19 protein-coding genes, 1 pseudogene and 1 riboswitch are annotated in these 25,310 nt (G+C 43.6%); of the genes and pseudogenes, 7 read left to right on the forward strand and 13 right to left on the reverse strand.

All coding sequences use genetic code 11. The features are described from left to right. Window positions 1-287: 287 nt before the first annotated feature. Together ACESQI_RS22045 and ACESQI_RS22050 are read right to left on the reverse strand one after the other, a co-directional pair. Window positions 288-1,427 carry a YhcG family protein gene (locus ACESQI_RS22045; RefSeq protein WP_002562416.1) on the reverse strand — a complete coding sequence of 380 codons (1,140 nt, stop codon included), beginning with the start codon at window positions 1,425-1,427 and terminating at the stop codon, window positions 288-290. Window positions 1,428-1,558: 131 nt separating this feature from the next. Beyond that, complete coding sequence (locus ACESQI_RS22050) at window positions 1,559-1,996, reverse strand: helix-turn-helix domain-containing protein (protein ID WP_195661349.1); 438 nt, start codon at window positions 1,994-1,996, stop codon at window positions 1,559-1,561. A gap of 194 nt (window positions 1,997-2,190) precedes the next feature. Between ACESQI_RS22050 and ACESQI_RS22055 the strand changes: the two genes are divergently transcribed. Beyond that, a complete protein-coding gene (locus ACESQI_RS22055) occupies window positions 2,191-2,469 on the forward strand; it encodes a hypothetical protein (RefSeq protein ID WP_229032226.1) in 279 nt (92 codons plus the stop codon). 163 nt (window positions 2,470-2,632) lie between these two features. Here ACESQI_RS22055 and ACESQI_RS22060 read toward each other — a convergent pair whose 3' ends face one another. The 6 genes from ACESQI_RS22060 to ACESQI_RS22085 form a co-directional block, all read right to left on the reverse strand. Beyond that, window positions 2,633-3,967, reverse strand: coding sequence for an NADP-specific glutamate dehydrogenase (locus ACESQI_RS22060; RefSeq protein WP_002562413.1), 1,335 nt, complete (start codon window positions 3,965-3,967; stop codon window positions 2,633-2,635). A 222-nt stretch (window positions 3,968-4,189) separates the two neighbouring features. Continuing rightward, on the reverse strand, window positions 4,190-4,366 hold the full coding sequence (locus tag ACESQI_RS22065; RefSeq protein ID WP_002562412.1) for a hypothetical protein: 177 nt from the start codon (window positions 4,364-4,366) through the stop codon (window positions 4,190-4,192). After that, window positions 4,363-6,651 (reverse strand): NADP-dependent malic enzyme, encoded by a 2,289-nt coding sequence (locus ACESQI_RS22070; protein WP_007487109.1) that lies wholly within the window; start codon window positions 6,649-6,651, stop codon window positions 4,363-4,365. The genes ACESQI_RS22065 and ACESQI_RS22070 overlap by 4 nt, the downstream gene beginning before the upstream one ends. Window positions 6,652-6,876: 225 nt before the next feature. Continuing rightward, a complete protein-coding gene (locus ACESQI_RS22075; protein ID WP_007487110.1) occupies window positions 6,877-7,359 on the reverse strand; it encodes a PepSY-like domain-containing protein in 483 nt (160 codons plus the stop codon). Window positions 7,360-7,481: 122 nt separating this feature from the next. Beyond that, a complete protein-coding gene (locus ACESQI_RS22080; RefSeq protein ID WP_195661348.1) occupies window positions 7,482-8,684 on the reverse strand; it encodes an ATP-binding protein in 1,203 nt (400 codons plus the stop codon). Between the two features lie 116 nt (window positions 8,685-8,800). Beyond that, window positions 8,801-9,646 carry an AraC family transcriptional regulator gene (locus ACESQI_RS22085; RefSeq protein WP_007487112.1) on the reverse strand — a complete coding sequence of 282 codons (846 nt, stop codon included), beginning with the start codon at window positions 9,644-9,646 and terminating at the stop codon, window positions 8,801-8,803. A gap of 199 nt (window positions 9,647-9,845) precedes the next feature. Between ACESQI_RS22085 and ACESQI_RS22090 the strand changes: the two genes are divergently transcribed. The 4 genes from ACESQI_RS22090 to ACESQI_RS22105 are packed head-to-tail and all read left to right on the forward strand — an operon-like array spanning window position 9,846 to window position 16,217. After that, window positions 9,846-10,976 carry an efflux RND transporter periplasmic adaptor subunit gene (locus tag ACESQI_RS22090; RefSeq protein WP_044166782.1) on the forward strand — a complete coding sequence of 377 codons (1,131 nt, stop codon included), beginning with the start codon at window positions 9,846-9,848 and terminating at the stop codon, window positions 10,974-10,976. Window positions 10,977-10,998: 22 nt separating this feature from the next. Next, window positions 10,999-14,196, forward strand: coding sequence for an efflux RND transporter permease subunit (locus ACESQI_RS22095; RefSeq protein WP_007487114.1), 3,198 nt, complete (start codon window positions 10,999-11,001; stop codon window positions 14,194-14,196). A 31-nt stretch (window positions 14,197-14,227) separates the two neighbouring features. Then, on the forward strand, window positions 14,228-15,601 hold the full coding sequence (locus ACESQI_RS22100; RefSeq protein ID WP_002562406.1) for a TolC family protein: 1,374 nt from the start codon (window positions 14,228-14,230) through the stop codon (window positions 15,599-15,601). Window positions 15,602-15,617: 16 nt separating this feature from the next. Then, on the forward strand, window positions 15,618-16,217 hold the full coding sequence (locus tag ACESQI_RS22105) for a TetR/AcrR family transcriptional regulator (RefSeq protein ID WP_007487117.1): 600 nt from the start codon (window positions 15,618-15,620) through the stop codon (window positions 16,215-16,217). 541 nt (window positions 16,218-16,758) lie between these two features. Here the strand turns inward: ACESQI_RS22105 and ACESQI_RS22110 are convergent. Continuing rightward, on the reverse strand, window positions 16,759-18,039 hold the full coding sequence (locus ACESQI_RS22110; RefSeq protein WP_002562404.1) for an O-acetylhomoserine aminocarboxypropyltransferase/cysteine synthase family protein: 1,281 nt from the start codon (window positions 18,037-18,039) through the stop codon (window positions 16,759-16,761). A 334-nt stretch (window positions 18,040-18,373) separates the two neighbouring features. Between ACESQI_RS22110 and ACESQI_RS22115 the strand changes: the two genes are divergently transcribed. Further along, entirely contained in the window at window positions 18,374-19,429 is a 1,056-nt protein-coding gene (locus ACESQI_RS22115) for an N-acetylmuramoyl-L-alanine amidase (RefSeq protein WP_256143856.1), read from the forward strand. An 87-nt stretch (window positions 19,430-19,516) separates the two neighbouring features. Further along, window positions 19,517-20,455 (forward strand): homocysteine S-methyltransferase family protein, encoded by a 939-nt coding sequence (locus ACESQI_RS22120; protein WP_373127163.1) that lies wholly within the window; start codon window positions 19,517-19,519, stop codon window positions 20,453-20,455. Window positions 20,456-20,478: 23 nt separating this feature from the next. On the opposite strand, the pseudogene ACESQI_RS22125 reads toward ACESQI_RS22120, so the two are convergent. From ACESQI_RS22125 to accC, 4 genes and pseudogenes are all read right to left on the reverse strand, one after another. Further along, window positions 20,479-20,865 (reverse strand): annotated as a pseudogene (locus ACESQI_RS22125) (DUF302 domain-containing protein); the annotation flags it as partial. Between the two features lie 361 nt (window positions 20,866-21,226). Beyond that, window positions 21,227-22,762, reverse strand: coding sequence for an acyl-CoA carboxylase subunit beta (locus ACESQI_RS22130; RefSeq protein WP_373127165.1), 1,536 nt, complete (start codon window positions 22,760-22,762; stop codon window positions 21,227-21,229). 2 nt (window positions 22,763-22,764) lie between these two features. Beyond that, a complete protein-coding gene (locus tag ACESQI_RS22135) occupies window positions 22,765-23,274 on the reverse strand; it encodes an acetyl-CoA carboxylase biotin carboxyl carrier protein subunit (protein WP_289293056.1) in 510 nt (169 codons plus the stop codon). A gap of 108 nt (window positions 23,275-23,382) precedes the next feature. After that, window positions 23,383-24,894, reverse strand: coding sequence for an acetyl-CoA carboxylase biotin carboxylase subunit (gene accC / locus ACESQI_RS22140; RefSeq protein ID WP_002562399.1), 1,512 nt, complete (start codon window positions 24,892-24,894; stop codon window positions 23,383-23,385). A gap of 135 nt (window positions 24,895-25,029) precedes the next feature. Beyond that, a riboswitch (cobalamin riboswitch) is annotated at window positions 25,030-25,245 on the reverse strand. Window positions 25,246-25,310: the final 65 nt, after the last annotated feature.

A 25,310-nucleotide genomic window follows, 5' to 3' on the forward strand; every position in this document is an offset into this window, starting at 1 on the left:
TTTAAATTCATAGATCGTTAATTTATGGAAATTGGATTATAAGACAGCTCTTTTCAACTAAATTGAAGAAGAACCATTCTTATTATACAAAAGTGTACATTCTTGTAAGTGTTGATTATCAGATTGACTATGTTATAGGTGTGGTTCTAACTTGCTGAATTACGAATTCTATAGTAGCTGGATTCGTTATTATTCAGTATAAAATTAATCGGGCTAACGGGTAATGCATCTATAAGAATGCAGGCAATTTCTATTGGTTGTTATTGGTGTATAGGCTATATATGACTTTAGATACCTTTGGAAATGAAATCTTTAATCTCTTCTTCACTGGGTAGCTGGACTTTGTATTTTTGCACAAAAATATTGGGGTCTAAACCTGCTGTTGCATAACGGACTAAAGTGTCTCCTTTTTCCGTACACAATAAGATGCCAATTGGAGGGTTATCATCAGGTTGCATTATTTCTGCTTTGAAGTAGTTGAGATACATATTCAGCTGGGATGCATATTCATGGTGGAATTTGTCAATTTTCAATTCCACTATTACATGGCATTTCAATATACGGTGATAGAATACAAGATCGGCAAAGAAATAATCTTCATCTATTAATATACGTTTCTGGCGAGCTTCAAAACAGAAACCATGTCCCATTTCCAACAGAAACTTTTGTAAATTATCAAGGATGGCTCGTTCTAAATCATTCTCTGTAACCAGTACTTGCTCATTTAATCCTAAGAATTCTAAGGTTATTGGAGTATTAATTACATCTGTAGGTTGAAGTTGTGTGGTTTGTTGTTGTACTAATGCGGAAAGTGCTTTTTTATTCTTGGATAAGCCACTACGTTCGTAATATAATGAGTTGATCTGTCGACCTAATTCTTTATATGACCAACATCCACGAATTGTTTCCATTTCATAAAAAGCACGTTTGACGGGATTGTCAATAGCTGATATTAAAGACAGGTTAGAGTAAGTAAGTTTATTGAATAGCTTATCAGCTGGAATCATCCATTTATGCATATCCATCAATTCGGCGGATGTCGTCCGCCGAATTTCATTTTCATATTTGGCGGATGCCATCTGCCGAATTGGGGTAGCGAATTCTGTAGTCAGCGACCAACGGATTTCCGGGTTTGACATAACATATCCTAAGACTTCTTCTTTTAATTGCGGATAAATTAGATACAAACGTCTGAATTCCCGGAATCTACGTTCATTTAACCCTTTGGTGTTTAATCGCTTTTCTAAATTCTTTAAAAGTTGCTCACCGTAGGTTGCACGGTCTTCGCCATGCTGTTCAAACTCAACAATGTAGCATCCCATTAACCAATTGCGGGAAGTTAGTGCAAGATTTACAGAATGTGCAGCTTGTGCTTGCAAGGTATTCTGAATGGCACTGATATGATTAACTAAAGATTCAAAGTTCATATTTTTACTCTTTAGAAGACCTAAGCACATCTTACAGATAATATATAGACTGCACCATCATCTTTATGTGAGTTGGATTTGTTATTATTCAGTATAAAATTAATCGGGCTAACGGGTAATGCATCTATAACTTACTTCTGCTTTTCCAGATTTTGAATACGTTGCTCAAGCGCGGCGTACTTTTCATCTTTCTCTTTTAGTAAGCGTTCATAAAGCTCGGTGATCTTGTCGATAGGACTAAAAGCATTTTTTAGATTATTTGAATAACCTGTCGGAACAGTTACTCCCTCTTTATTATCATGTACATCATTTGTTATGCTTTCAAAAACTACTGATGGAGCATCTTCTTCCAGTGTTTTCAGATATTCTACCGGTACATTCAATGCTCTGGCAAATCTTTGCAGTATTTCATCATCAATCGTTTTGGTTCTTTCGTATCTCGAAATAGCCGGTTGTGACAGATGTACAAGCTCAGACATGGCATCCTGTTTGATCCCTTTTTCAATGCGGGTGCGTCTTATATTATGTCCATGATGGACATTCAGGTTCTGTAATTCTTCTGTTTCCATGTTTTTTTAGTTTTTCAACAATTACTATCAGCAAAAAGTTTCATCCGAAGCAAATATACGAAAAAAACGAATAGAATGAATAAAATGAATGTCACTTTGCTCAAAATGAAATAAATTGAATGTATTTATATTTGCTGGTGTAGTTTTTTTACACTTAATTTGTAAATTCAAGAATGATTAAAATAGGAGGTGAAATGATTAAGTTATTGACAACTAAAGAGTCTACGTTATTAAGAAAACTGGCTAACTTATTGAAAGAGTATGATGCTATCATCTCCTGTGATACTTCGGATGAAGTTAAAATTATTGTTTTTGAAGGAGATAAAGATGTCAAAAGGGTGCCTATAATACTCCCGAAGAGTTTTGATGAAGAGGATATTGCGGATCTGTTAAATGAAACAAGCAGGCGGATAGAGTGGATAGCCAAAAATAAAGAAGTTGATTTCCTCCTTCCGGATGAAGAGGAAGGCTGAGGCTTCTATACATCTAATGATGAATAACAATAGTTGTGACGTTGCATAACAATATATGTAGTGGTACATAACAATATATGTAATTTATAACATGAAAAAGCCGCTCCCTCGTAAAGAAGCGGCTTTTCATATTAACTATAGCTTTTTAAAAAAGGGTTGCTGATTATAATATACCCTGAGCCATCATTGCTTTGGCAACCTTCATGAATCCGGCTACGTTAGCACCTTTCACATAGTTTACATAACCATCGGCTTCAGTACCGTATTGTACACAAGCTTCGTGGATATTCTTCATGATGCTCTTCAGTTTTTCATCTACTTCTTCAGAGCTCCAGCTCAGTTTGATAGAGTTCTGGGTCATTTCCAGACCGGATACGGATACACCACCGGCATTGGCAGCTTTACCCGGAGCATACAGGATTTTTGCATCCTGGAATACTTTGATAGCTTCCGGAGTAGAAGGCATGTTTGCACCTTCGCTGACTGCGATACATCCGTTTGCAACCAACTGACGGGCATGATCACCATTCAACTCATTCTGTGTTGCAGAAGGCAGAGCGATATCACATTTTTCACCCCAAGGTTTAGCTCCTTCTACATATTTGCAACCGTAAGTTTCGGCATATTCGCGGATACGGCCACGGTAGAGGTTCTTCAGTTCCATGATGTAATCCAATTTTGCGCGGTCGATACCGTCTGGATCATAGATGTAGCCGTCAGAGTCGGACATCGTAACTACTTTACCACCCAGTTCCAATACTTTTTCTGCTGTATATTGAGCTACGTTACCAGAACCTGAGATAAGACAAACTTTACCTTTCAGATCGGTACCCTGCCTTTTCAGCATTTCCATCAGGAAGTAGATGTTACCATAACCGGTAGCTTCCGGGCGAATCAGTGAACCACCAAATTCGCGGCCTTTACCTGTGAATGTTCCTGTGAATTCGTGAGTCAGTTTCTTGTACATACCGAACATGAAACCTACTTCGCGGCCACCTACACCGATGTCACCTGCCGGTACGTCGGTTTCAGGACCAATGTGGCGCCACAGTTCCAGCATGAAAGCCTGTACGAAACGCATTACTTCGGCGTTTGACTTTCCACGTGGAGAGAAATCGGAACCACCTTTACCACCACCCATCGGCAATGTAGTCAGTGAGTTTTTGAATGTTTGCTCGAAGGCAAGGAATTTAAGAATACTAAGGTTTACTGAAGCGTGGAAACGGATACCGCCTTTGTACGGGCCGATAGCGTTGTTGTGCTGAACACGGTAGCCCATGTTTGTCTGCACATTGCCTTTATCGTCTACCCAGGTCACACGGAATTGATATACTCTGTCGGGAATGCAAAGACGCTCAATCAGATTGGCTTTGTCGAATTCAGGATGTTTGTTGTATTCCTCTTCAATAGTAGCGAGTACTTCTTCTACTGCCTGATGATACTCCGGTTCATTGGGAAACCTTCTCTTCAAATCTTCTAATACCTTAGCTGCATTCATAATTCTTTTTTCTTTTTATTAGTTGAGTTTATAAGTTGACAAATGAATGATGAGAACAAGTTGACAAGGAAATCACTTACCTTACTATCTTTTGTCTTGTTTCTCTCTTTTTGATGTTGCAAAAGTAAACATAAAAATTGAACTTGCAAACATTTTATAAAGAAAAACGGCATAAAATATCAATTTTGATATTTTATGCCGCAAATATGGAATAAAAAGATATTATTTATTCTTTTTGAGCGATTTGTAGACAGGAATGAATACCAATGCTGCCGAAATGATAAGCATAAGTATCGTTGGGCCGTCAATACGCTCGGCGTATACTAATACTATGTAACAAAGCGCTACCCAAAGCAGAATGATGCAAACTATTTGTGATTTGGATAACGGGCGTTTCATATCCCTGCTTTTTTCTTGTCAACAATCGCATCGATAACCGCTACGGCTGTGATATTTACAATGTCGCGCACGGAGCTTTCGATATCGGTAAAGTGGATAGGCTTGTTCAATCCCATCTGGATAGGGCCAATCAGTTCTGTATCCGGAGTCATTGCCTGAATCAGTTTGTAACCGGAGTTGGCAGAACTGAGGTTGGGGAATACCAGTGTATTGACATCCTTACCCTTGAGACGGGTGAACGGATATTTAGCATCACGAAGTTCACGGTTCATGGCAAAGTTTACCTGCATTTCACCGTCAATAGCCAGTTCCGGATACTCTTTCTGCATATATGCCACAGCCTCGTGCACTTTGAGCGGACTACCTGCCTGGTCGGAACCGAAGTTAGAGTAGCTCAGCATGGCAATAACCGGAGTGTGATTAAAGAACCTCACAGTCTGGTCTGCCAATTTTGCAATATCTATCAGGGTGGAGGCATCCGGGTGACGGTTGATCAAGGTATCAGCCAGGAAGTAGGTTCCCTTTTTAGAATTCAGGATGTGCATTGTTCCGAAGTGGTTGTATTCCGGACGGATTCCGATTACTTCTTTGGCCACTTTGATTGTATTACTGTATTTAGTATACAATCCGGTGATGAAAGCGTCAGCATCTCCGGTTTCCACCATCATCATACCGAAGTAATTACGCTCAAACATTTTATCCGTTGCTTCGTCATACGTAGCACCTTCACGGGCACGTTTTTCGGCCAGTATCTTTGCATAACGTTCGCGGCGTTCTGTTTCGCGGTCGTGACGCAGATTGACAATTTCGATACCCTCCAGGCTTAGGTCAAGTTCATGTGCCAGTTTTTCGATACGTTCTTCGTTACCTAATATAATAGGATGGCAAATACCTTCTGCTTTTGCTTCAACAGCAGCTTTCAACATATTGGGGTGACCACCTTCGGCAAATACGACACGTTGCGGATTACGGCGGGCCGTATCGTAAAGCTGGCGGGTGAGCTGTGACTCTTGTCCCATGAGTTCGCGAAGATGCGTTCTGTAAGCATCCCAGTCCTCGATATTTTTACGGGCTACACCACTTTTCATGGCAGCATGGGCCACGGCGATAGACACTTCTGTTATCAGACGTGGGTCTACCGGTTTCGGAATGAAGTATTCCGGTCCGAAAGTGAAGTTGTTTACATGATAAGCTTCGTTCACTACATCGGGTACGGGCTGTTTGGCCAGATTGGCAATAGCGTGCACGGCAGCAATTTTCATTTCTTCGTTAATGGCTTTGGCCTGTGTATCCAATGCACCACGGAAGATATAAGGGAAACCAATCACATTGTTGATCTGGTTCGGATAGTCCGAACGTCCGGTTGCCATCAATACATCGGGACGGGCAGCCATAGCGTCTTCATAAGAAATCTCCGGCGTCGGGTTGGCAAGTGCAAACACGATAGGAGAGGCAGCCATGCTGCGTACCATATCTTGTGAAAGTACATTTCCTTTTGACAGGCCGAGGAATACATCTGCTCCTTTGATGGCTTCTGCCAGTGTATGAATGTCGGTACGGTCTGTGGCAAAATATCTTTTCTGTTCGTTCAGATCGGTACGGGCTTTGCTGATAACGCCTTTGCTATCCACCATTACGATGTTTTCGAGGCGGGCACCGAGTGATACGTATAGTTTTGTACACGATACGGCAGAAGCACCTGCACCGTTTACAACGATTTTCACATTTTCAATTTTCTTTCCGGCCACTTGCAGGGCATTGATCAGTCCGGCACTGGAGATAATAGCTGTTCCGTGCTGGTCGTCGTGCATAACAGGAATGTCGAGTTCTTCTTTCAACCGGCGTTCTATTTCAAAACATTCCGGTGCTTTAATATCCTCCAGATTGATACCGCCAAAAGTTGGTGCAATGGCTTTTACAGCTTCGATGAACTTGTCCGGGTCTTTTTCGTCTACTTCAATATCAAACACATCGATACCTGCATAGATTTTAAATAATAGTCCCTTACCTTCCATTACCGGTTTGCCACTTAGTGCACCTATATCGCCCAGACCGAGTACAGCTGTACCGTTGGAGATTACAGCTACCAGGTTTCCTTTGGCTGTATATTTATATGCATCCTGCGGGTTCTTTTCGATTTCGAGGCATGGTTCTGCCACGCCGGGAGAGTAAGCAAGCGATAAGTCGGTTTGTGTACTATAGGGTTTGGTAGGAACTACCTCAATTTTACCGGGTTTGCCCTGTGAATGATAGAGCAAAGCGGCCTCTTTCGTTATTTTAGCCATGATACTGCGTTTTTATAAAGGTTATCATTTGTCTGCAAATGTAGGAATAAAAGTTCGAAACTGTAGTCTATCTGTTATAAATTCTATTAAATTAATAACAAAAAGGCACAAAAAGAGAGAAATAGTACCTCTTTTTGTGCCTTTTACGTATATATATTCTAAATTCATTTTCCGGTCTTCATACTCTGTCTTTTATTTTTTATTCTTCGTTTTTCGTTCTCTTATTTACAGGAAAGTTCCCGGTCCCAATATATCGTACATATTACTCACATTCCGGGTACGTAACAGTTGTCCGTTGGGGGTATAAAACAGCTGGTATTTCATATCTATATTGGCTTTTCCCACTTTAATAACGATAATGGGTTCCCATTTGGGAAATTCAACGTAGGTGACATCCTCAACAATTCCGTCCGCATAGTCGCTGGCGGCAAAAGCATTGTATACGGCAGGAGAGAGGCGGTCTACACTTACCAGCTCTGTCTGCGTCATGGCCCATTGTGCCTGGGCATTGAACCATACGTTCTTTTCAAGGCCGTTCATCATGAAGTCGGCACAATAATAACCGTCATCCTGTGACCAGGCAATGTCTTTGGCAGTGGGGTACATCTTTTTTAAAGCTGCCTGTACCTGGGCAGGGGCATAGCCGGCAAAGGCGGTGGTAGAAGCTATCAGCATAGCAAGCAATACACCAAGTTTTAATTTAATCATAGTCAAAGTTTTAGTTAGGTGGATATTTTTGCTTACTAACACTCAGTGCTGCTTTTTGTTTTGCTAAGAGTGCTTCCCACATGGGGAGATACGCCAAACGATGGTTAATCTGCGTTTTATTCTTATAAAAAGTTGTAACTTGAAACGACTTTAATAGTCAGGTCTTCTATTTGAAAAACGTCTTCCTGATTTAATGTTACGATGTAACCCTCATTGAGGTGATATGTTTTCATGGCATCTATTAGTCCATTGAATTCACGTGTTTGATTATCTATGTCAAGTTTCAGGCAAACCTGAATAGCTTGTGTAATGGCTCCTTTTTCTATGGTGATAAAGTCACATTCACCTTTTCCTTTATGATAATATATTTCTTTATATTTTAATCGTAAAGCGTTATAAACCATGTTTTCTAACTTATGTCCTTCTTCTCCTTTTATTTTATTGACGTTAGCTGCTACTAACCCCATGTCGATTGCATAGATTTTTTTAGGATTGACCGTTTGTTTCTTTAATGAATAATCAAACATGGGGACTAAATTTATTAAATAACTTTGTTCCAGATGAGAAATATATTCCAGGATTGTAGTAGTAGAGCTAATGCCGGAAGGCTCCTTCAGCTTGTTTGCAGATGTCAGATTACCTATGTTTGAAAGCAGATAAACCATTAAACGTTTTAATCCGCGTGTATCTTTTATACCATATCGCACAGAAATGTCCCGTATGAGTATATCATCAAGTAGATTTGCCAATATTTCTTCAAAAGGAACTTTTAAGTATTCAGGAAATCCACCTAAACGCATATACTCTTTAATAGAATCTTCGTTATGATCAAAATCTTTAAAACGACAAAATTCGTCATATGAGAAAGGGAATAGTTCTATAGTTAAGTGTCTTCCTGTTAAACTGGTTCCCAGCTCTTTACTTAATAAAGATGCATTGGAACCAGTAACGAAAACCTTAAAACTTTCGTCTAACTTTTGGCGGACATAACGTTCCCAACCTGTAACTACTTGTATCTCATCAAACATCAAGACTTGATTTCCTGCTTCTGATATGATCATATCCAACTTCTGAAAATCAGATATTTCAAAATCATATAATCGTGGATCGTCAAAGTTAATATATAAAGCTTCTGTGTGTTTCTGTTTTAATAATTGATGTAGAAGGGTACTCTTTCCACATCTTCGAACACCAGATACAATGAGAGCATAGTTGTCAATATCCGGTAAAGTCTTTAACTCATTCCGAAGCATTCCTTTCTCTTTAATTTGCAGCATCTCTTTTTGTTGGCGGATTATCTCCTGTAGAAAGTCTTTTTGTATCATAACATATTGCATTTAGATACAGGCAAATATAAAGGTTTCCATTGTAAATGCAAAATAGTTTCCATTCTAAATGGAAACTACTATCCGTTTAGAATGGAAGCTATTTATCTAACTCTTTATTTTTCTTTCCCATTCCGGTATTCCGCCGGAGACATTCCCTCATGCCGTTTGAAGTACCTGCCCAGATAGGACTGATCCGGAAATCCCAATTTATCGGCTATTTCCTGGATGTTCAATTTAGAAGACTGGAGTAATACTTTTATTTCCAGTATGGCGAAGTCATCAATAATTTTCTTGGCAGAGTTTCCGGTTACGTTTCGGCAGATTCCTGTCAGGTATTTGGTGGAGATACAAAGTTTGTTGGCATAGAAAGTTACATCGCGTTGTGAACAGCAGTGTTCGTGTACCATAGCAATGAATTTACCAAAGATCTCATCCTGGCGATTGCTGCCTTCAATTTCACTTTTAGTAAAGTAGCGGTATGTTTTATCGTAAATATCAAGTAGAAAACTTTGCAGATGATTACGGGCTATCTGATTACGAAAGCGGTTTTCGTAGTCGATGTAGATCGCAGAAGTAGCATCCATAAGTCCGTTTATACCTCTGGTTGCATCTTCGGGGAGCGTATAGCAAGGATTCTCTTTCAGGTAATGAAAGAAGGGCGGGTCGAGTCGCAGACAGGCTTCCCGAAACATTTCGCCATAGGAAGCGAAAAAAGAAAGGTTGAAGTCGTTGCTTTTTCCGTCCAGACTGATTACGGTTCCGGGTAATAAAACAACTTGGGTGTTTTTTACTATCTCATATTTCCGGAGGTCGATAGTAATTTGTGCCCAACCGCTGCGACAGAATAAAATGACAGCGCAATCGAGCTTGTTTAAACGGTTGTGAAAAGCAGCAAGATCGCCTGTTCCGGCTATGAAAGATCTTTCCAGAGAGACGGTGAGCGGGTTTTTATATTCCATACTTTGTTCTTTATTTCACTGGCAAATATAGGAGTTTTAACTGAAAACAGAGATGTGTTGTTCCGAAAATGAACAAAACTGCGAACGGAATGAAAAGTTTTCTACGAAGAAATCCTTCTACCTTTGCCGCGACCAAATAGATAAGTCAACCAGTTGAAGGATCGACTGTATAGTAGAGAACATTAATTAAATGGGTATTATGAACAAAAAGGTATGTAGAATGAAGCACATGGTGATGCTATCATGTTGTTTGGCCGTTGCAGGATGCAAGCAGGCACCACAAGTACAAATGGAAAGCGGATATGAGGTGATGACGGTATCACCGTCCGACCGGGTCTTGTCCAGCACGTATTCGGCGACAATTCGCGGCCGGCAGGATATTGAGATTTATCCGCAGGTGAGTGGTACGCTGACCAAAGTATGTGTCACCGAAGGTCAGCGGGTAAAGAATGGACAAGCGTTGTTTATCATCGACCAGGTGCCTTATGAAGCGGCTTTACAGACAGCTTTGGCCAATGTGGAAGCGGCAAAGGCTACACTCGCAACGGCACAATTGACGTATGACAGCAAGCAGGAACTCTACAGACAGAATGTAGTTTCCGAATTCGATCTTAGCACGGCAAAGAACTCATTGCTGGCAGCCAAAGCACAGTTGGCACAGGTGAAGGCCCAGGAGGTGAATGCCCGCAATAACCTTTCTTATACGGTAGTGAAAAGTCCTGCCGATGGAGTTGTGGGAACTTTGCCTTATCGTGTAGGAGCGTTGGTCAGTGCCAGTCTGCCTGAAGCGTTGACTACCGTTTCTGACAATTCGGATATGTATGTTTACTTCTCTATGACTGAGAATCAGTTGTTAGGATTGATCAGGCAGTATGGCTCAAAAGAGGAGGCATTGAAGCAGATGCCGGCTATTGATTTGTTGCTGAACGACAAATCCGCTTATTCGGAAAAGGGAAGAATTGAGACGATTAGCGGGGTGATTGATCGTAGTACGGGAACTGTCAGTTTGCGTGCCGTATTCCCGAATGAGGGAGGGTTGCTTCATAGCGGTGGTGCCGGTAATGTGATTGTACCTGTGCAGAAAGCAGGTGCCATTGTTATTCCTCAGGCAGCTACATATGAAATCCAGGATAAGGTATTTGTATATAAGGTAGTAGACGGCAAGGCGCAATCGGCTCCTGTGCAGGTGACCCGTGTGAACGGTGGGAAAGAATATATCGTAGATAGCGGGTTGGAATCCGGTGAGGTGATTGTGGCAGAAGGAGTGGGATTGCTTCGTGAGGGTACACCAATTCAACCGAAAGACGCATTGCATGGTACATCAAAGTAATTAATGAAATAAAGACAAAATAATGAACTTAAGAACTTTCATTGAACGGCCGGTTCTATCGGCTGTCATCTCTATAACGATTGTCGTTGTCGGGATCATCGGACTGTTCACGTTGCCCGTCGAACAATATCCCGATATTGCTCCTCCCACCATTATGGTGAGTACCAGTTATTTTGGTGCCAGCGCAGAGACTTTGCAAAAGAGTGTGATTTCTCCGCTGGAAGAAGCAATTAATGGTGTGGAAGATATGACTTACATGACCTCTTCGGCCACCAATGCCGGTACGGTTTCCATTACTGTTTATTTCAAACAGGGTACCGACCCTGACATGGCGGCAGTAAACGTACAGAATCGTGTTTCCAAGGCTACAGGCCAGCTTCCGGCGGAAGTGACCCAGGTGGGAGTTACTACTTCCAAGCGGCAGACCAGTATCCTGCAGATGTTCTCTTTGTTCAGTCCGGACGATTCTTACGATGAAACTTTTCTTTCCAACTATATCAGTATCAACCTGAAACCTGAAATTCTCCGTATCTCCGGAGTAGGTGATATGATGATTATGGGTGGCGAATATAGCTTGCGTGTATGGATGAAACCCGATGTGATGGCGCAGTACAAACTTATTCCGAGCGATGTGACCTCCGTACTTGCCGAACAGAACATTGAATCGGCTACCGGATCGTTCGGTGAGAACTCCGATGAAACTTACCAATATACCATGAAGTATAAAGGGCGTTTGATTACTCCCGAAGAGTTTGGCGAAATTGTAATCCGCTCTACGGACAATGGCGAAGTACTGAAGCTGAAAGATATTGCCGATCTGGAACTGGGACAGGAAAGCTATGCCTATAAAGGTACTACCGATGGGCATAATGGCATTTCCTGTATGATTTTCCAGACAGCCGGTTCTAATGCTACCGAAGTAAACAATAACATTGATAAATTTCTGGAGGAAGCCCGGAAAGATTTACCGAAAGGGGTAGAGCTTACACAGCTGATGAGTTCCAATGACTTCTTGTATGCTTCTATTTATGAGGTAGTCAAGACGCTGATTGAAGCGATTATTCTGGTAATCCTGGTGGTGTATGTCTTCTTACAGGACATTCGTTCCACGCTGATTCCGTTGGTAGGTATTATTGTTTCTTTGATCGGTACGTTTGCTTTTATGGCACTGGCGGGTTTCAGTATCAACCTGATCACGCTGTTTGCTTTGGTATTGGTGATCGGTACGGTGGTAGACGATGCCATTGTGGTGGTCGAGGCGGTACAGGCCCGGTTTGATGTGGGGTATAAATCCTCTTATATGGCGAGTATCGATGCGATGAAAGGCATCAGTAATGCGGTTATTACCTCTTCACTGGTATTTATGGCGGTATTTATTCCGGTATCTTTTATGGGAGGTACCTCCGGAACCTTCTATACGCAATTCGGATTGACAATGGCAGTTGCCGTGGGTATCTCCGCTGTCAACGCCCTTACGCTGAGTCCGGCGCTTTGTGCCCTGTTGCTGAAACCTTATATTAATGAAGACGGAACACAGAAGAATAATTTTGCTTCCCGTTTCCGCCGTGCATTTAATGCAGCTTTTGATGTGGTGGTAGATAAGTACAAAGGCATCGTATTGTTTTTCATCAAACGCAGATGGCTTACATGGTCTTTACTGGCTTGTTCGATAGCTTTGCTTCTGTTCTTTATGAATACCACGAAGACAGGGTTGGTACCGGATGAAGACCAGGGAGTGGTGTTTGTAAATGTCAGTACTGCTGCCGGTAGCTCACTCAAGACTACGAATACGATCATAGAACGTATCGAGAAGCGTCTGGAAGATATCCCGCAGGTGGCACATGTGCAGAAAGTGGCAGGTTACGGATTGTTGTCCGGACAGGGAAGTTCGTTCGGTATGCTGATTCTGAAGTTGAAACCCTGGGACGAACGTCCCGGCAAGGAAGACAATGTACAGGCGGTTATCGGCCGGGTATATGGCTCTACGGCAGATATTAAGGATGCTACTGTATTTGCTATTTCTCCGGGTATGATTCCGGGATACGGTATGGGTAATGCACTCGAGCTGCATATGCAGGACAAACAGGGAGGCGATGTAAACACTTTCTTCCAGACCACACAGCAATATCTGGGTGCTTTGAACCAGCGTCCTGAGATAGCAATGGCGTATTCTACATTTGATGTACGTTATCCGCAATGGTCGGTAGAAGTAGATGCTTCCAGATGTAAGCGTGCAGGTATTACGCCGGATCAGGTGCTCAGTACTTTGTCGGGATATTATGGCGGGCAGTATGTGTCCAACTTCAACCGGTTCTCAAAAGTATATAAGGTAATGATACAGGCCGATCCTGAATATCGTCTGGATGAGACTTCACTGAACAATACTTTTGTGCGTATGGCGAATGGAGAAATGGCTCCGCTGAGCCAGTTTGTAACATTGACACGTGTGTATGGTGCCGAATCGCTGAGCCGCTTCAATATGTATAACTCCATTGCGGTAAATGCGATGCCTGCCGAAGGTTACAGTACTGGTGACGCGATTCGTGCCGTGCAGGAGACTGCCGCTACTTCATTGCCCAAAGGCTATGGGTATGATTATGGAGGTATCACCCGTGAAGAGAACCAGCAGAGTGGTACTACGATTATCATATTTGCTATCTGTTTCCTCATGATTTACCTCATCCTGAGTGCACTTTATGAGAGCTTCATTGTACCTTTTGCCGTACTTCTGAGTGTACCCTGCGGACTCATGGGAAGTTTCCTTTTTGCTCGTATGTTCGGACTCGAGAACAATATCTATTTGCAAACGGGGCTTATCATGCTGATTGGTCTGTTGGCAAAGACAGCGATCTTGCTGACGGAATATGCAAGCGAGCGCCGTAAGGCAGGTATGGGGCTGATTGCTTCGGCACTGAGTGCAGCCAAAGCCCGTTTCCGTCCTATCCTGATGACAGTCCTTACGATGGTTTTCGGTCTGTTGCCTTTGATGGTAGCTTCCGGAGTAGGAGCCAATGGTAACCGTTCACTCGGAACCGGTACGGTAGGTGGTATGGTGGTTGGTACACTGGCACTGCTATTCATTGTTCCTTCGCTCTTTATAGCATTCCAGTGGTTACAGGAACGTTTGCGTCCGGTGCAGCCACAGGTTACCCACGATTGGCAGATTGAGGAAGAGATTGTGAAGAGCGACCGGGAAAAACAAGAAGCCGGTAAGGAATGACCTTAACCAAATTATTAAAAAGAAAAGAAATATGAAGAAGATAATTCTATTATCTGTGGCAACGACTTTTATACTGAGTAGTTGCGGCATTTATTCCAAATACAAACCTGCTACGGAGGTTCCTGAAGGGCTTTATGGGGCTACTGATACGCTTGTGTCTGCTACCGATACCGCTAATCTGGGAAATCTCTCCTGGCGTGAGGTCTTTACAGATCCGCACTTACAGATGCTCATTGACTCTGCCCTGGTGCGTAATACTGATTTGCAAACCGCCCATTTGCGTGTGAAAGAGGCTGAGGCTACATTGCTTTCTGCCCGTTTATCCTATCTGCCTTCTTTCTCTCTTTCTCCGCAAGGCACGGTGAGTAGTTTTGATGGTGCGAAAGCTACGCAGACGTACACATTGCCCGTTTCTGCAAGCTGGGAGATTGATCTCTTCGGACGTATCACCAACGCCAAGCGCCGTGCAAAGGCGGTTCTTGCGCAGAGTCGGGAGTACGAACAGGCTGTGCAGACCCAACTGGTGTCGGCCGTTGCCAACAATTATTATACCCTGCTGATGCTCGACGCCCAGCTTGAAATATCTACAGCCACCGAGGCTGCCTGGGCGGAGAGTGTGACTGCCACCCGTGCTATGAAAGCAGCCGGTATGGTGACCGAAGCAGGGTTGGCGCAGACCGAAGCTACCTATTATAATATCCGTACATCGCTGCTCGATTTGAAAGAGCAGATCAATCAAGTGGAGAATGCCCTTTCCCTGTTGCTGTTTGATGTGCCTCAGAACATTCGGCGCGGCAAGCTCGAAGGGCAGCAATTGCCCGAAGACCTCTTCGTTGGTGTACCTCTTCAGATGCTTGCCAACCGTCCCGATGTGCGCAGTGCAGAACAGGCTTTGGCACAGGCTTTTTATACAACCAATAGTGCGCGTTCGGCTTTCTATCCCTCTATCACGTTGAGTGGTAGTGCCGGATGGACCAACTCGGCAGGTGCTCTGATTGTCAATCCGGGCAAGTTCATTGCTACGGCAGTTGCGTCATTGACGCAACCGTTGTTCAACCGGGGACAGAATATCGCCCAGCTCAAAATAGCGAAGGCACAGCAGGAGGAGGCACGTCTCAGCTTTGAACAGACGTTGCTCAATGCGGGCAGCGAGGTTAACAATGCATTGGTACAATATCAGACAGCCCGTGATAAATCGGAGTATTTCACTAAACAGGTTGCCTCACTGGAAAATGCCGCCCGAAGTACCCGTTTGTTGATGAAGCATGGCAATACCACGTATCTGGAAGTATTGACTGCCCAGCAGACGTTGCTCAATGCACAACTTTCTCAGGTAGCCAACCGTTTCACCGAAATCCAGGGAGTTATTACATTGTATCAGGCTCTTGGTGGCGGAAGAATGTAAGAAGAGGAGGAATGAAATGAAGCCCGAAACTGCTCGTCGCCAAATTATTGATTATACCAAGCAGGAGATGATTCTGCACGGCGTCAGTCGTTTGACAATGGACCTTATTGCTCAGGGCATGGGCATGTCTAAACGGACGCTTTATCAGCTTTTTCCCAGCAAAGTCTGCCTGGTGCGTATCTGCCTGGCAGAGTTTGCTGCCGAGAAGCATAACCGGCTGCTTGCCTGGCAGAAAAGAGAAGAGTATTCCTGTACGGAGATTCTTTTCCGTACGATGGATGTTTACACATCGCTGATACATTATCAGGGCAGCACATTGTTGTCTGATCTGGCGGGGGATCCCGATTATCAACCTATGATGGAACGTGAAAAGACTTTCTGGTTGCAGCAACTGGCCGATGCGCTGAACCTTTGCAAGGCTTGCGGGGTGTTGGTGGCTGATGTCAATCCCGACCGTTTGGCGATGGAAATACTCACTATCCTTTATGAGAACTGTTTGCGTGGCGCTTCCTATGCCACGCAACGGTTGCTTGCTTATTCGTTGCTGCGTGGATTCTTTAAAGTGGATGATATCCGCTATATTGATAAGTGCTTGCCGATAACGCAGAAAGGATGAGGAGTTTATTTCACCACAGAGGACGCAGAGGACACGGAGTTTTAAATCTTTATTGAAACGCGGATTAACACAGATTCTCGCAAAGGGAAACAAATCTAAGATAAAGAACTACAGTCTTTTAATCTGCGATCATCCGCGTTTCATCAAATAATATCTCTGTGCTCTCCGTGTCCTCTGTGGTGAATTGATTCATTTCTGTACGACTTGGAATGGAGAGTTATATTATTTTACATGGCCTTCCATCCCCAAGCCGTGCGTATTGCCCGGCTCCGAGGAGAAGGTCCCTCGGCTCCGGGGAGGACGTTGCTCGGCTCCGAGGAAGAGGCTGTTCGGCTCCGGGGAGAAAATGTACTTGTAAAGTCTTTGATTATCAGTTTGTTGTAGGATAGACTTTTTATTCTCTCTATTCTATGGGTGTGGTAATATTGCTTTACACCGTACAAAAATACCACTTTGGTGAATGATTGCTATTATAAAAGGAAGAGACACGAAGTCAATCTGCTTCGTGTCTCTTCCTTATTATATAATATAATGTATAGGCTTATGCGTTCAGCGCCTGCTCAATATCCGCAATAATGTCTTCGGCACTTTCTATACCCACCGAGAAGCGGATCAAGTCCGGGCGTACACCTGCTTCCATGAGCTGCTCATCAGTCAGCTGACGGTGTGTGTGGCTCGCAGGATGCAGTACACATGTACGGGCGTCTGCCACATGGGTCACGATAGCAGCCAGTTGCAGTGAATCCATAAATTTGATAGATACTTCGCGTCCGCCTTTCAGTCCGAAAGAGATAACACCGCAGGAACCGTTCGGCATATATTTCTGAGCCAGTTCGTAGTATTTGTTTCCCGGAAGACCACAATAGTTCACCCAGGCTACTTTGTCGTTTTTAGAAAGATATTCGGCTACTTTCTGTGCGTTGCCACAATGCTGAGGCATGCGGAGATGCAACGTTTCCAGTCCTAAATTCAACAGGAAAGCATTCTGCGGGCTTTGGATACTGCCTAAGTCGCGCATCAGTTGGGCAGTAGCTTTGGTTATATATGCCATTTTACCAAAAGAGGTAGTATAGGTCAATCCATGGTAAGACTCATCCGGTGTGCAAAGTCCGGGGAACTTATCGGCATGGGCATCCCAGTCGAAGTTGCCACTGTCTACGATACAGCCGCCTACGCTGGTGGCATGTCCATCCATGTATTTGGTAGTAGAGTGTACCACGATGTCTGCTCCCCACTCAAACGGGCGGCAGTTGATAGGAGTAGGGAATGTATTGTCTACAATCAACGGAACGCCATTGCTATGGGCGATGCGGGCAAACTTTTCGATGTCCAGTACTTCGAGAGACGGATTGGAGATTGTTTCGCCAAACAGTGCCTTGGTATTAGGGCGGAAAGCCGCGGAGATTTCTTCCTCACTGGCATCGGGATTGACAAAAGTAACATCAATACCCAGCTTCTTCATCGTCACTCCGAACAGGTTGAATGTACCACCGTAGATGGCCGATGAACAAACAAAATGATCGCCTGCCTGGCAAATGTTGAATATGGCATAAAAATTGGCTGCCTGCCCGCTGGAAGTCAGCATAGCAGCTACACCTCCTTCGAGTGCAGCAATCTTGGCAGCTACGGCATCGTTGGTAGGGTTTTGCAGGCGGGTGTAGAAATAACCACTATCCTCAAGATCAAACAAACGGGCCATCTGCTCACTGGTTTCATATTTGAAAGTAGTACTCTGATAGATGGGCAGCACGCGCGGCTCCCCTTTTTTAGGAGTCCATCCTGCTTGTACACACAGGGTTTCGGGTTTGAATTGTTTTGCCATAATTGTTATTGGGTTTTCAGATTTATTGCCTTAAAAAAGTTATATCGATGCAAAAGTAGAGAAAATAATTGGTTTAAAAGGTTATCTTTGCGGAGTTATTCAATTGACATTATTTAATTGACAGTTGACAGTTATTCAATTGACAGTTGACAATTGACAGTTATCCAGTTGGCAATTGTTCAACGAACGGTTACCTATTGACATTGAACACATAACTCGTATCCGCGCAGCCCACTGTCAACTGTCAACTGTCAACTGTCAATTGAATAACTGTCAACTGAATAACTGTCAATTAAATAATTTTCAACTTTCAACTTTCAATTTTCAATTAAATATGAATCGTCTCCTCTGTCTTTTTCTGTTTATCTCTTTCCTGTTTGTTGCCCCGGATGTGTGGGCGCAGCAGAAAGCTACTCCGAAAGCCGGTGAAGGAATTTCGTCTTTTCTACTGCGCCACAACCGTGCCCCCAAGAAGTACTATGATGATTTTGTTGAGTTGAACAAAGCTAAATTAGGAAAAGATAAAACACTTAAAATGGGAGTTACCTATCTGATTCCTCCTGCAAAAAGTTCTGTATCTGCTGCTACGGCTAAGTCTGCTCCTGCCGGAAAAAACGTTGAGAAGCAGGATAAACCCAAACCTGCACGGCGGACAGAAATCAATGAACCTCTCTTCGGAAAATTGCTGGCAAACACAAAAGTAACCTCCAGTCGCCTGGCTGGTGCCTGTTTTTATGTGGTCAGCGGGCATGGCGGACCTGATCCCGGAGCTATTGGCAGGGTGGGGAAGCACGAGCTTCACGAGGATGAATATGCCTATGATATTGCTCTGCGGCTGGCACGTAATCTGATGCAGGAAGGAGCAGAAGTACATATCATTATTCAGGATGCCAAAGACGGAATCCGTGACGATGCTTACCTCTCTAACAGCAAACGGGAGACTTGTATGGGAGACCCCATTCCCTTGAATCAGGTGCAACGTCTGCAACAGCGATGTGACAAAATAAATGCCCTGTATCGCAATGACCGTAAAAACTATAAGTATTGCCGTGCCATCTTTATTCATGTAGATAGTCGTAGTAAAGGAACGCAGACGGATGTGTTTTTCTACCACTCCAACCGCAAAGCTGATAGTAAACGATTGGCGAATAATATGAAAGATACTTTTGAGTCGAAGTATGGAAAACATCAACCAAACCGCGGTTTCTCCGGAACAGTGAGCGGACGGAATTTATATGTATTGGCGCATACAACCCCTGTATCCGTCTTCGTGGAACTGGGTAATATCCAGAATACTCTTGACCAAAGACGACTGGTTATCCCCTCCAACCGCCAGGCATTGGCTAAATGGTTGATGGAAGGTTTTCTGAAAGATTATAAAGGGATGTGAATTTAGCAAGAACAGACAACCGGACTGTGAAAATAAATCCTATATTTGTCGGCGAATACGAAGTAAAAACCTAAAAACTTACCTTACATGAATCAGTTGTCTTTCGTTGGAGCTTATCGGACTTCTCCCTATATTCTTACTGAAGGAGCCGTTGTAGAGCGTTTGCGCCGTGAGTTTCATATCCCTTTAGATGAAGATCTTATCCATGCTGCTTTAATCTATAACGATTCTTACCGTGAAGTGCTGGCAGGCATTTATAAACAATACATTGACATTGCCACCCGATATCAGTCGCCCCTGATGCTGATGACACCTACCCGCAGAGCTAATGCAGAAAGAATATCCGGTTCGGTTTACCGCAACCGGGATATATTGCGCGACAACGTTGCCTTTCTTTCGGAACTTCGCGATACAGCTTCTACTCCCGTCTATATTGGTGGTCTGGCCGGTTGCCGGGGCGATGCTTATGATGGACGCTATCATCTCTCGGTGGAAGAAGCAACACAATTTCATTATCCCACCGTTCGTGCATTGGCTGAGGCAGGCGCCGACTATTTGTTTGCAGGCATTATGCCTCAACTCACCGAGACCATTGGCATGGCCAATGCAATGGCAGCAACCGGATTACCCTATATCATCAGCTTTATGATTCGTCGTGACGGACGGTTGTTGGATGGAAGTTTTATCCATGATGCTATTGATACAATAGATAAGGAGGCAACTACCCGTCCACTTTGCTATATGGCAAACTGTGTACATCCCGATGTACTGCACCAGGCTTTGTCACATTCGCATAATGATACTCCTCTGGTGCGCGAACGTTTTCAAGGGCTTCAGGCTAATGCTTCCGTATTAACTCCCGAAGAATTGGAAGGGCGTACCCATCTGGAATCTTCTTCTCCCGAAGAGCTGGCAGACAGATTGATGACGTTACTCTGGGATTTCCCATTAAAAATTTGTGGAGGCTGTTGTGGCACGGACGAACGTCATCTCAATAGCTTTGCAGAGATTCTGACCCAACGCTGACCTTTTTTATAGTGATAGACTCTTTATCTCTTGTCAGCGGCATTTACTGACTGGGATGCTATCTTCTCCAGTAATTCCTGCATTTTAGCAATTACAGGGTGGTCCTCCATTCCGTAGCTGGCTGCTATTTGCTTTATTAGTGGAATGCTGAGCCATACGTTTCTATCCTTATCTTCCCATACTGATATCTTTAGTGGTAATTCGATTGATATAGCCGGATTTTCTTGCATGAGTACAGTACCTATTTTGGGTGAACCGAAAACAATGACCTGATTGGGGAGGAGTTGCAGTCCTGCTTCTTCTGCATTCTTCCCATGATCGAATTTGGCAAATACAGGGATATCCATGGTTTTTAATATCTGTTCTGTACGCATCATCGTTTCGGATACGCCGAACTGGCTTTTATAAGACTTATTCATAACTCTTCCTCCGTTTTGTGCCAATATCGTGTTAGAAATCAGCATGATGATTATAATTAGTAAACTCTTTCTCATAACGCATTCAGTTTTCCTTTTGTTTTTTGATCTCATGATGCAAAGATAGAGTATTACGGTATTTGAGGAAATGGCTATATTACCTGTTTAGCTGGCTATTATTCCCGAAAAGAGAGCTTATTTAGTTGAAAATTGAAAGTTGAAAATTGAAAATTGGCTGCGCTGTTACGCTGCATAGTACTTCTTTATTTAGTTGAAAGTTATGGAGTTGTAAAGTTATAGAGTTGGGAGCTCTTCACTGACCATTGTCAACTTTCAATTTTCAACTAAATAAGCTCTACAACGGCATATTTCCGTGCTTCTTAGGCGGATTGGTCTGCATCTTATTTTCTGTCATTTCCAGGGCTTGGATCAAACGCTTACGGGTTTGCTTCGGTAGGATTATTTCATCAATGAAGCCCAATTCGGCAGCCTGATAAGGGTTGGCAAACTTCTCTTTATAGGCTTCCAGCTCTTTTGCTTTTGTTTCTGCATCTGCTTTACGGAACAGAATATTTACCGCTCCATCAGCACCCATTACCGCAATTTCAGCACTTGGATAAGCAAAGTTTACGTCTGCTCCGGTTTGCTTGGAGTTCATTACGATGTAGGCACCACCGTATGCTTTACGGGTGATAACTGTGATCTTAGGTACGGTTGCTTCTGCAAATGCATATACAATCTTTGCCCCGTGGCGTATGATACCGTTGTTCTCTTGCGTATATCCCGGCAGGAATCCCGGAACATCTTCAAAGGTGATCAACGGAATATTGAAACAATCGCAGAAACGAATGAAACGGCTTGCCTTGTCACTGGCATCAATATCAAGCACACCTGCCAGATAAGCCGGCTGATTGGCTACGATACCTATTGAGCGTCCGCCCAAACGTGCAAAACCGATAAGGATATTCTTGGCAAAGTTGGGCATTACTTCAAAGAAATAGCCGTTGTCTACCACACGCTCAATGATATCTTTCATATCATATGGTACGTTCGGGTCAGCCGGGACAATTGTATCCAGTGATGTATCTTCACGGTTGATATCATCGGTACTGTTTTGCTTCTTAGCCTCGTCCATATTGTTTTGTGGCAGGAAAGAGAGCAATTCGCGGATACTCATCAGCAACTCTTCTTCGCTGTTGGCCATGAAGTGAGTCACTCCGCTTTTACTGCTATGTGTCATTGCACCACCCAATTCCTCTTTACTCACTTCTTCGTGGAGCACCGTTTTTACTACATCCGGTCCTGTCACAAACATGTGGCTCTTTTCTTTTACCATAAAGATAAAGTCCGTCAGTGCGGGAGAGTAACAGGCACCGCCGGCACATGGACCCAGAATGGCTGAAATCTGAGGAATTACCCCGCTTGCCATTGTGTTCTGATAGAAGATATCAGCATAGCCCGAAAGGCTTTCGATACCTTCCTGGATGCGGGCACCACCCGAATCGTTTAAAGCGATGATAGGAGCTCCGTTTTTTAATGCCAGCTGTTGTACTTTCACAATCTTCTTTGCATTGGATGCCGAGAGTGAACCACCATATACCGTGAAGTCATAAGCATAAACAAAGACCTGGCGGCCGTCTATTTTCCCATAACCGGACACAATACCATCTCCGGGAATCTTGTTTTTGTCCATACCGTAGTTGGTACACCGGTGCACCATTAACTTATCCAGTTCTACGAAAGTACCTTTGTCCAACAGCATGTCAATACGCTCGCGGGCAGTCATTTTTCCACTTTCGTGTTGCTTTTCTATCTTATCGACACCTCCACCAAGGGAAGCGATGCGGTCACGTTCTTCAAACGCGGCATATGCTTTATTTATTTCTTCCATTTTTACTCTATGGCTTCAAGGGTTATTAATGTCTGGTCACCAGTGATACTATCACCTTCCTGCACCAGTATTTCTTTAATGCGACAGTCCGAAGTTACTTTGTAGTTACTTTGCATTTTCATTGCTTCAATGACAATGGCGGTGTCTCCGGCTTTTACTTCCTGGCCCACACTAACGGGAATTTTCACAACCTTGCCCGGCATTGGAGAGGTGATGCGGTCGTTCTGTTCTTCATCTCCCTTTTTGCGCATGCGCAGGTATTTTGCCTGACTGTCTACAATTTCTACATTGTAACTGTTATAGTGTGTATTTACCTTATAACTCTTTCCGTTCTCACCGCGAATCAGCTGTGCGTTGGAGCTGTGTCCATCCATCAGGATGTTACAGGTTCCGTTTTCTGCCATTACTACATCTGCTTCAAACGTCTGTCCGTCTATGGTAAGTACCACTTTATTATCTTCCTTGCTGACCAATTCTATCTCGGCCACACGGTTTCCTATATGAATTTCCATAATTAATCATTTAAATAATGTGCCAATAAATATGTCAATGTGCCAATATGCTAATATGCCAATGTAGCAATGTTTTTCGGCAATACAGCGCAGCCAATTGGCACATTATTATATTCTTAATACCCCTTTATGTAGTCCGAATTCTTTCCACTTACTGATCGGACGGTTATCGGTAGCCGATCCGCTATTTTCTTCAAGATTCATCAGATAATCCATATAGGCGGCAATCATGGCAATCTTTTCAGAACGTTCGCTGGTGTGGGTGATACACTTTTGCAGTGCTTCGCCATTCTTTGCAATAAAACCGGTGTCATAATGCCCTTCTACAAAGTCGGCAGTATCCATGATACAACGCAGGTAACTGATGTTGTTTTTCACTCCTGTCAGTTTGTATTCGTGGAGTACCCGGCGCATGCGCTCAATGGCGTATTCGCGGGTGGTAGCCCATACAATCAGTTTACCAATCATCGGATCATAGTAGATAGGGATCTCATATCCTTCGTATACGTAGCTATCAATGCGTACACCGATGCCGTTTGGTTCAGTAATCTGTTTGATCACTCCCGGACTGGGCATGAAGTTCATTTCGGTGTCTTCTGCGCAGATACGACATTCAATAGCGTGTCCGCGTTGTTTGATATCTTCTTGTTTTAACTTCAACACCTGGTTATCTGCTACTTTGATTTGCTCTTTTACCAGGTCTACTCCCACAACTTCCTCTGTAATCGGATGTTCTACCTGCAAGCGGGTATTCATTTCCAGAAAGTAGTAGTTACGGTGTTTGTCTACCAGAAACTCAATTGTTCCCGCACCGATATAGTTGACGGCTTTGGCGGCAGCTACTGCCTTTTCGCCCATATCTTTGCGTAATTCGGGGGTTACAAATACCGAAGGACTTTCTTCTACGATTTTCTGGTTACGGCGTTGTACAGAGCATTCACGTTCACATAGATGAATTACATTGCCGTGTTTATCACCCAGAATCTGAAATTCAATATGATGTGGTTCCTCAACGAACTTTTCCAGATATACGGTGTCGTCTCCAAATGAGGAGAGCGATTCGCTTTTGGCTGTAGTGTAAGCTTCTTCTACTTCGTTGGCATTGTGGATCAGTCGCATCCCTTTTCCGCCACCGCCCATAGAAGCTTTCAGCATTACCGGATAGCCTATTTGGTTGCACAGTTCTACGGCTTCTTCCACGCTTTTCAGGTTTTCCTGCGTACCTGGAACTACCGGAACGCCCGCTTCAATCATTTTGATACGGGCAGCAATTTTATCTCCCATTGCCTCCATCGTTTCCGGATTCGGACCGATAAAGATGATCCCTTCTTCCTGGCAACGGCGGGCGAATGTGGCATTTTCCGATAAGAAGCCATATCCCGGATGTATGGCATCTGCATGGCACATCTTCGCCACTTCAAGGATCTTTTCTATATTCAGATAACTCTCTTTTGATGCGGCCGGACCGATGCAATAAGCTTCATCGGCATAGAGCACATGCTTTGCGGTGCGGTCTGCTTCTGAGAAAACAGCGATACTTGCTATTTCCATTTCCCGACAGGAGCGCATTACTCTCACGGCTATTTCTCCGCGATTGGCAACTAAGATTCTTTTTATCATATTCATTTCTCAATTAAATGCATATACGTATTAGTGCTTTTCCACCCTGTGGACACACTCCACCCGGTGAAAACACAGTATTTCTAAGATTTGGGGCTAAACGGTGATACTTTCTTTCCTAACCCACGAGGTGAGAAAGTATAAATTTTGACTGGCAGGTCTTCTGACTGACTCTCATCTTACAGGCCTTCCCGATGGATTTTTTACCTCCGTCAGTGGCGCGAATCTGGTTAATTTATAAGATGTTGTACAGAGCTTCACAGCAGCGGGACTGTCCGGGAGTTACACCCGATTCCCTTTTAATCTTCATCCGTTGACCACGGATTCCGAACCAAATCGGGCGCAAATATAGAGAATTATTGAATAGGACGAATCTTTTTTGCACGAAAGTTTACTTTTTGTGCAGTCTGAATAAA

Origin of the sequence: Bacteroides sp. HPS0048, from assembly GCF_964240755.1 — a bacterium.
GTDB classification, from domain to species: domain Bacteria; phylum Bacteroidota; class Bacteroidia; order Bacteroidales; family Bacteroidaceae; genus Bacteroides; species Bacteroides nordii.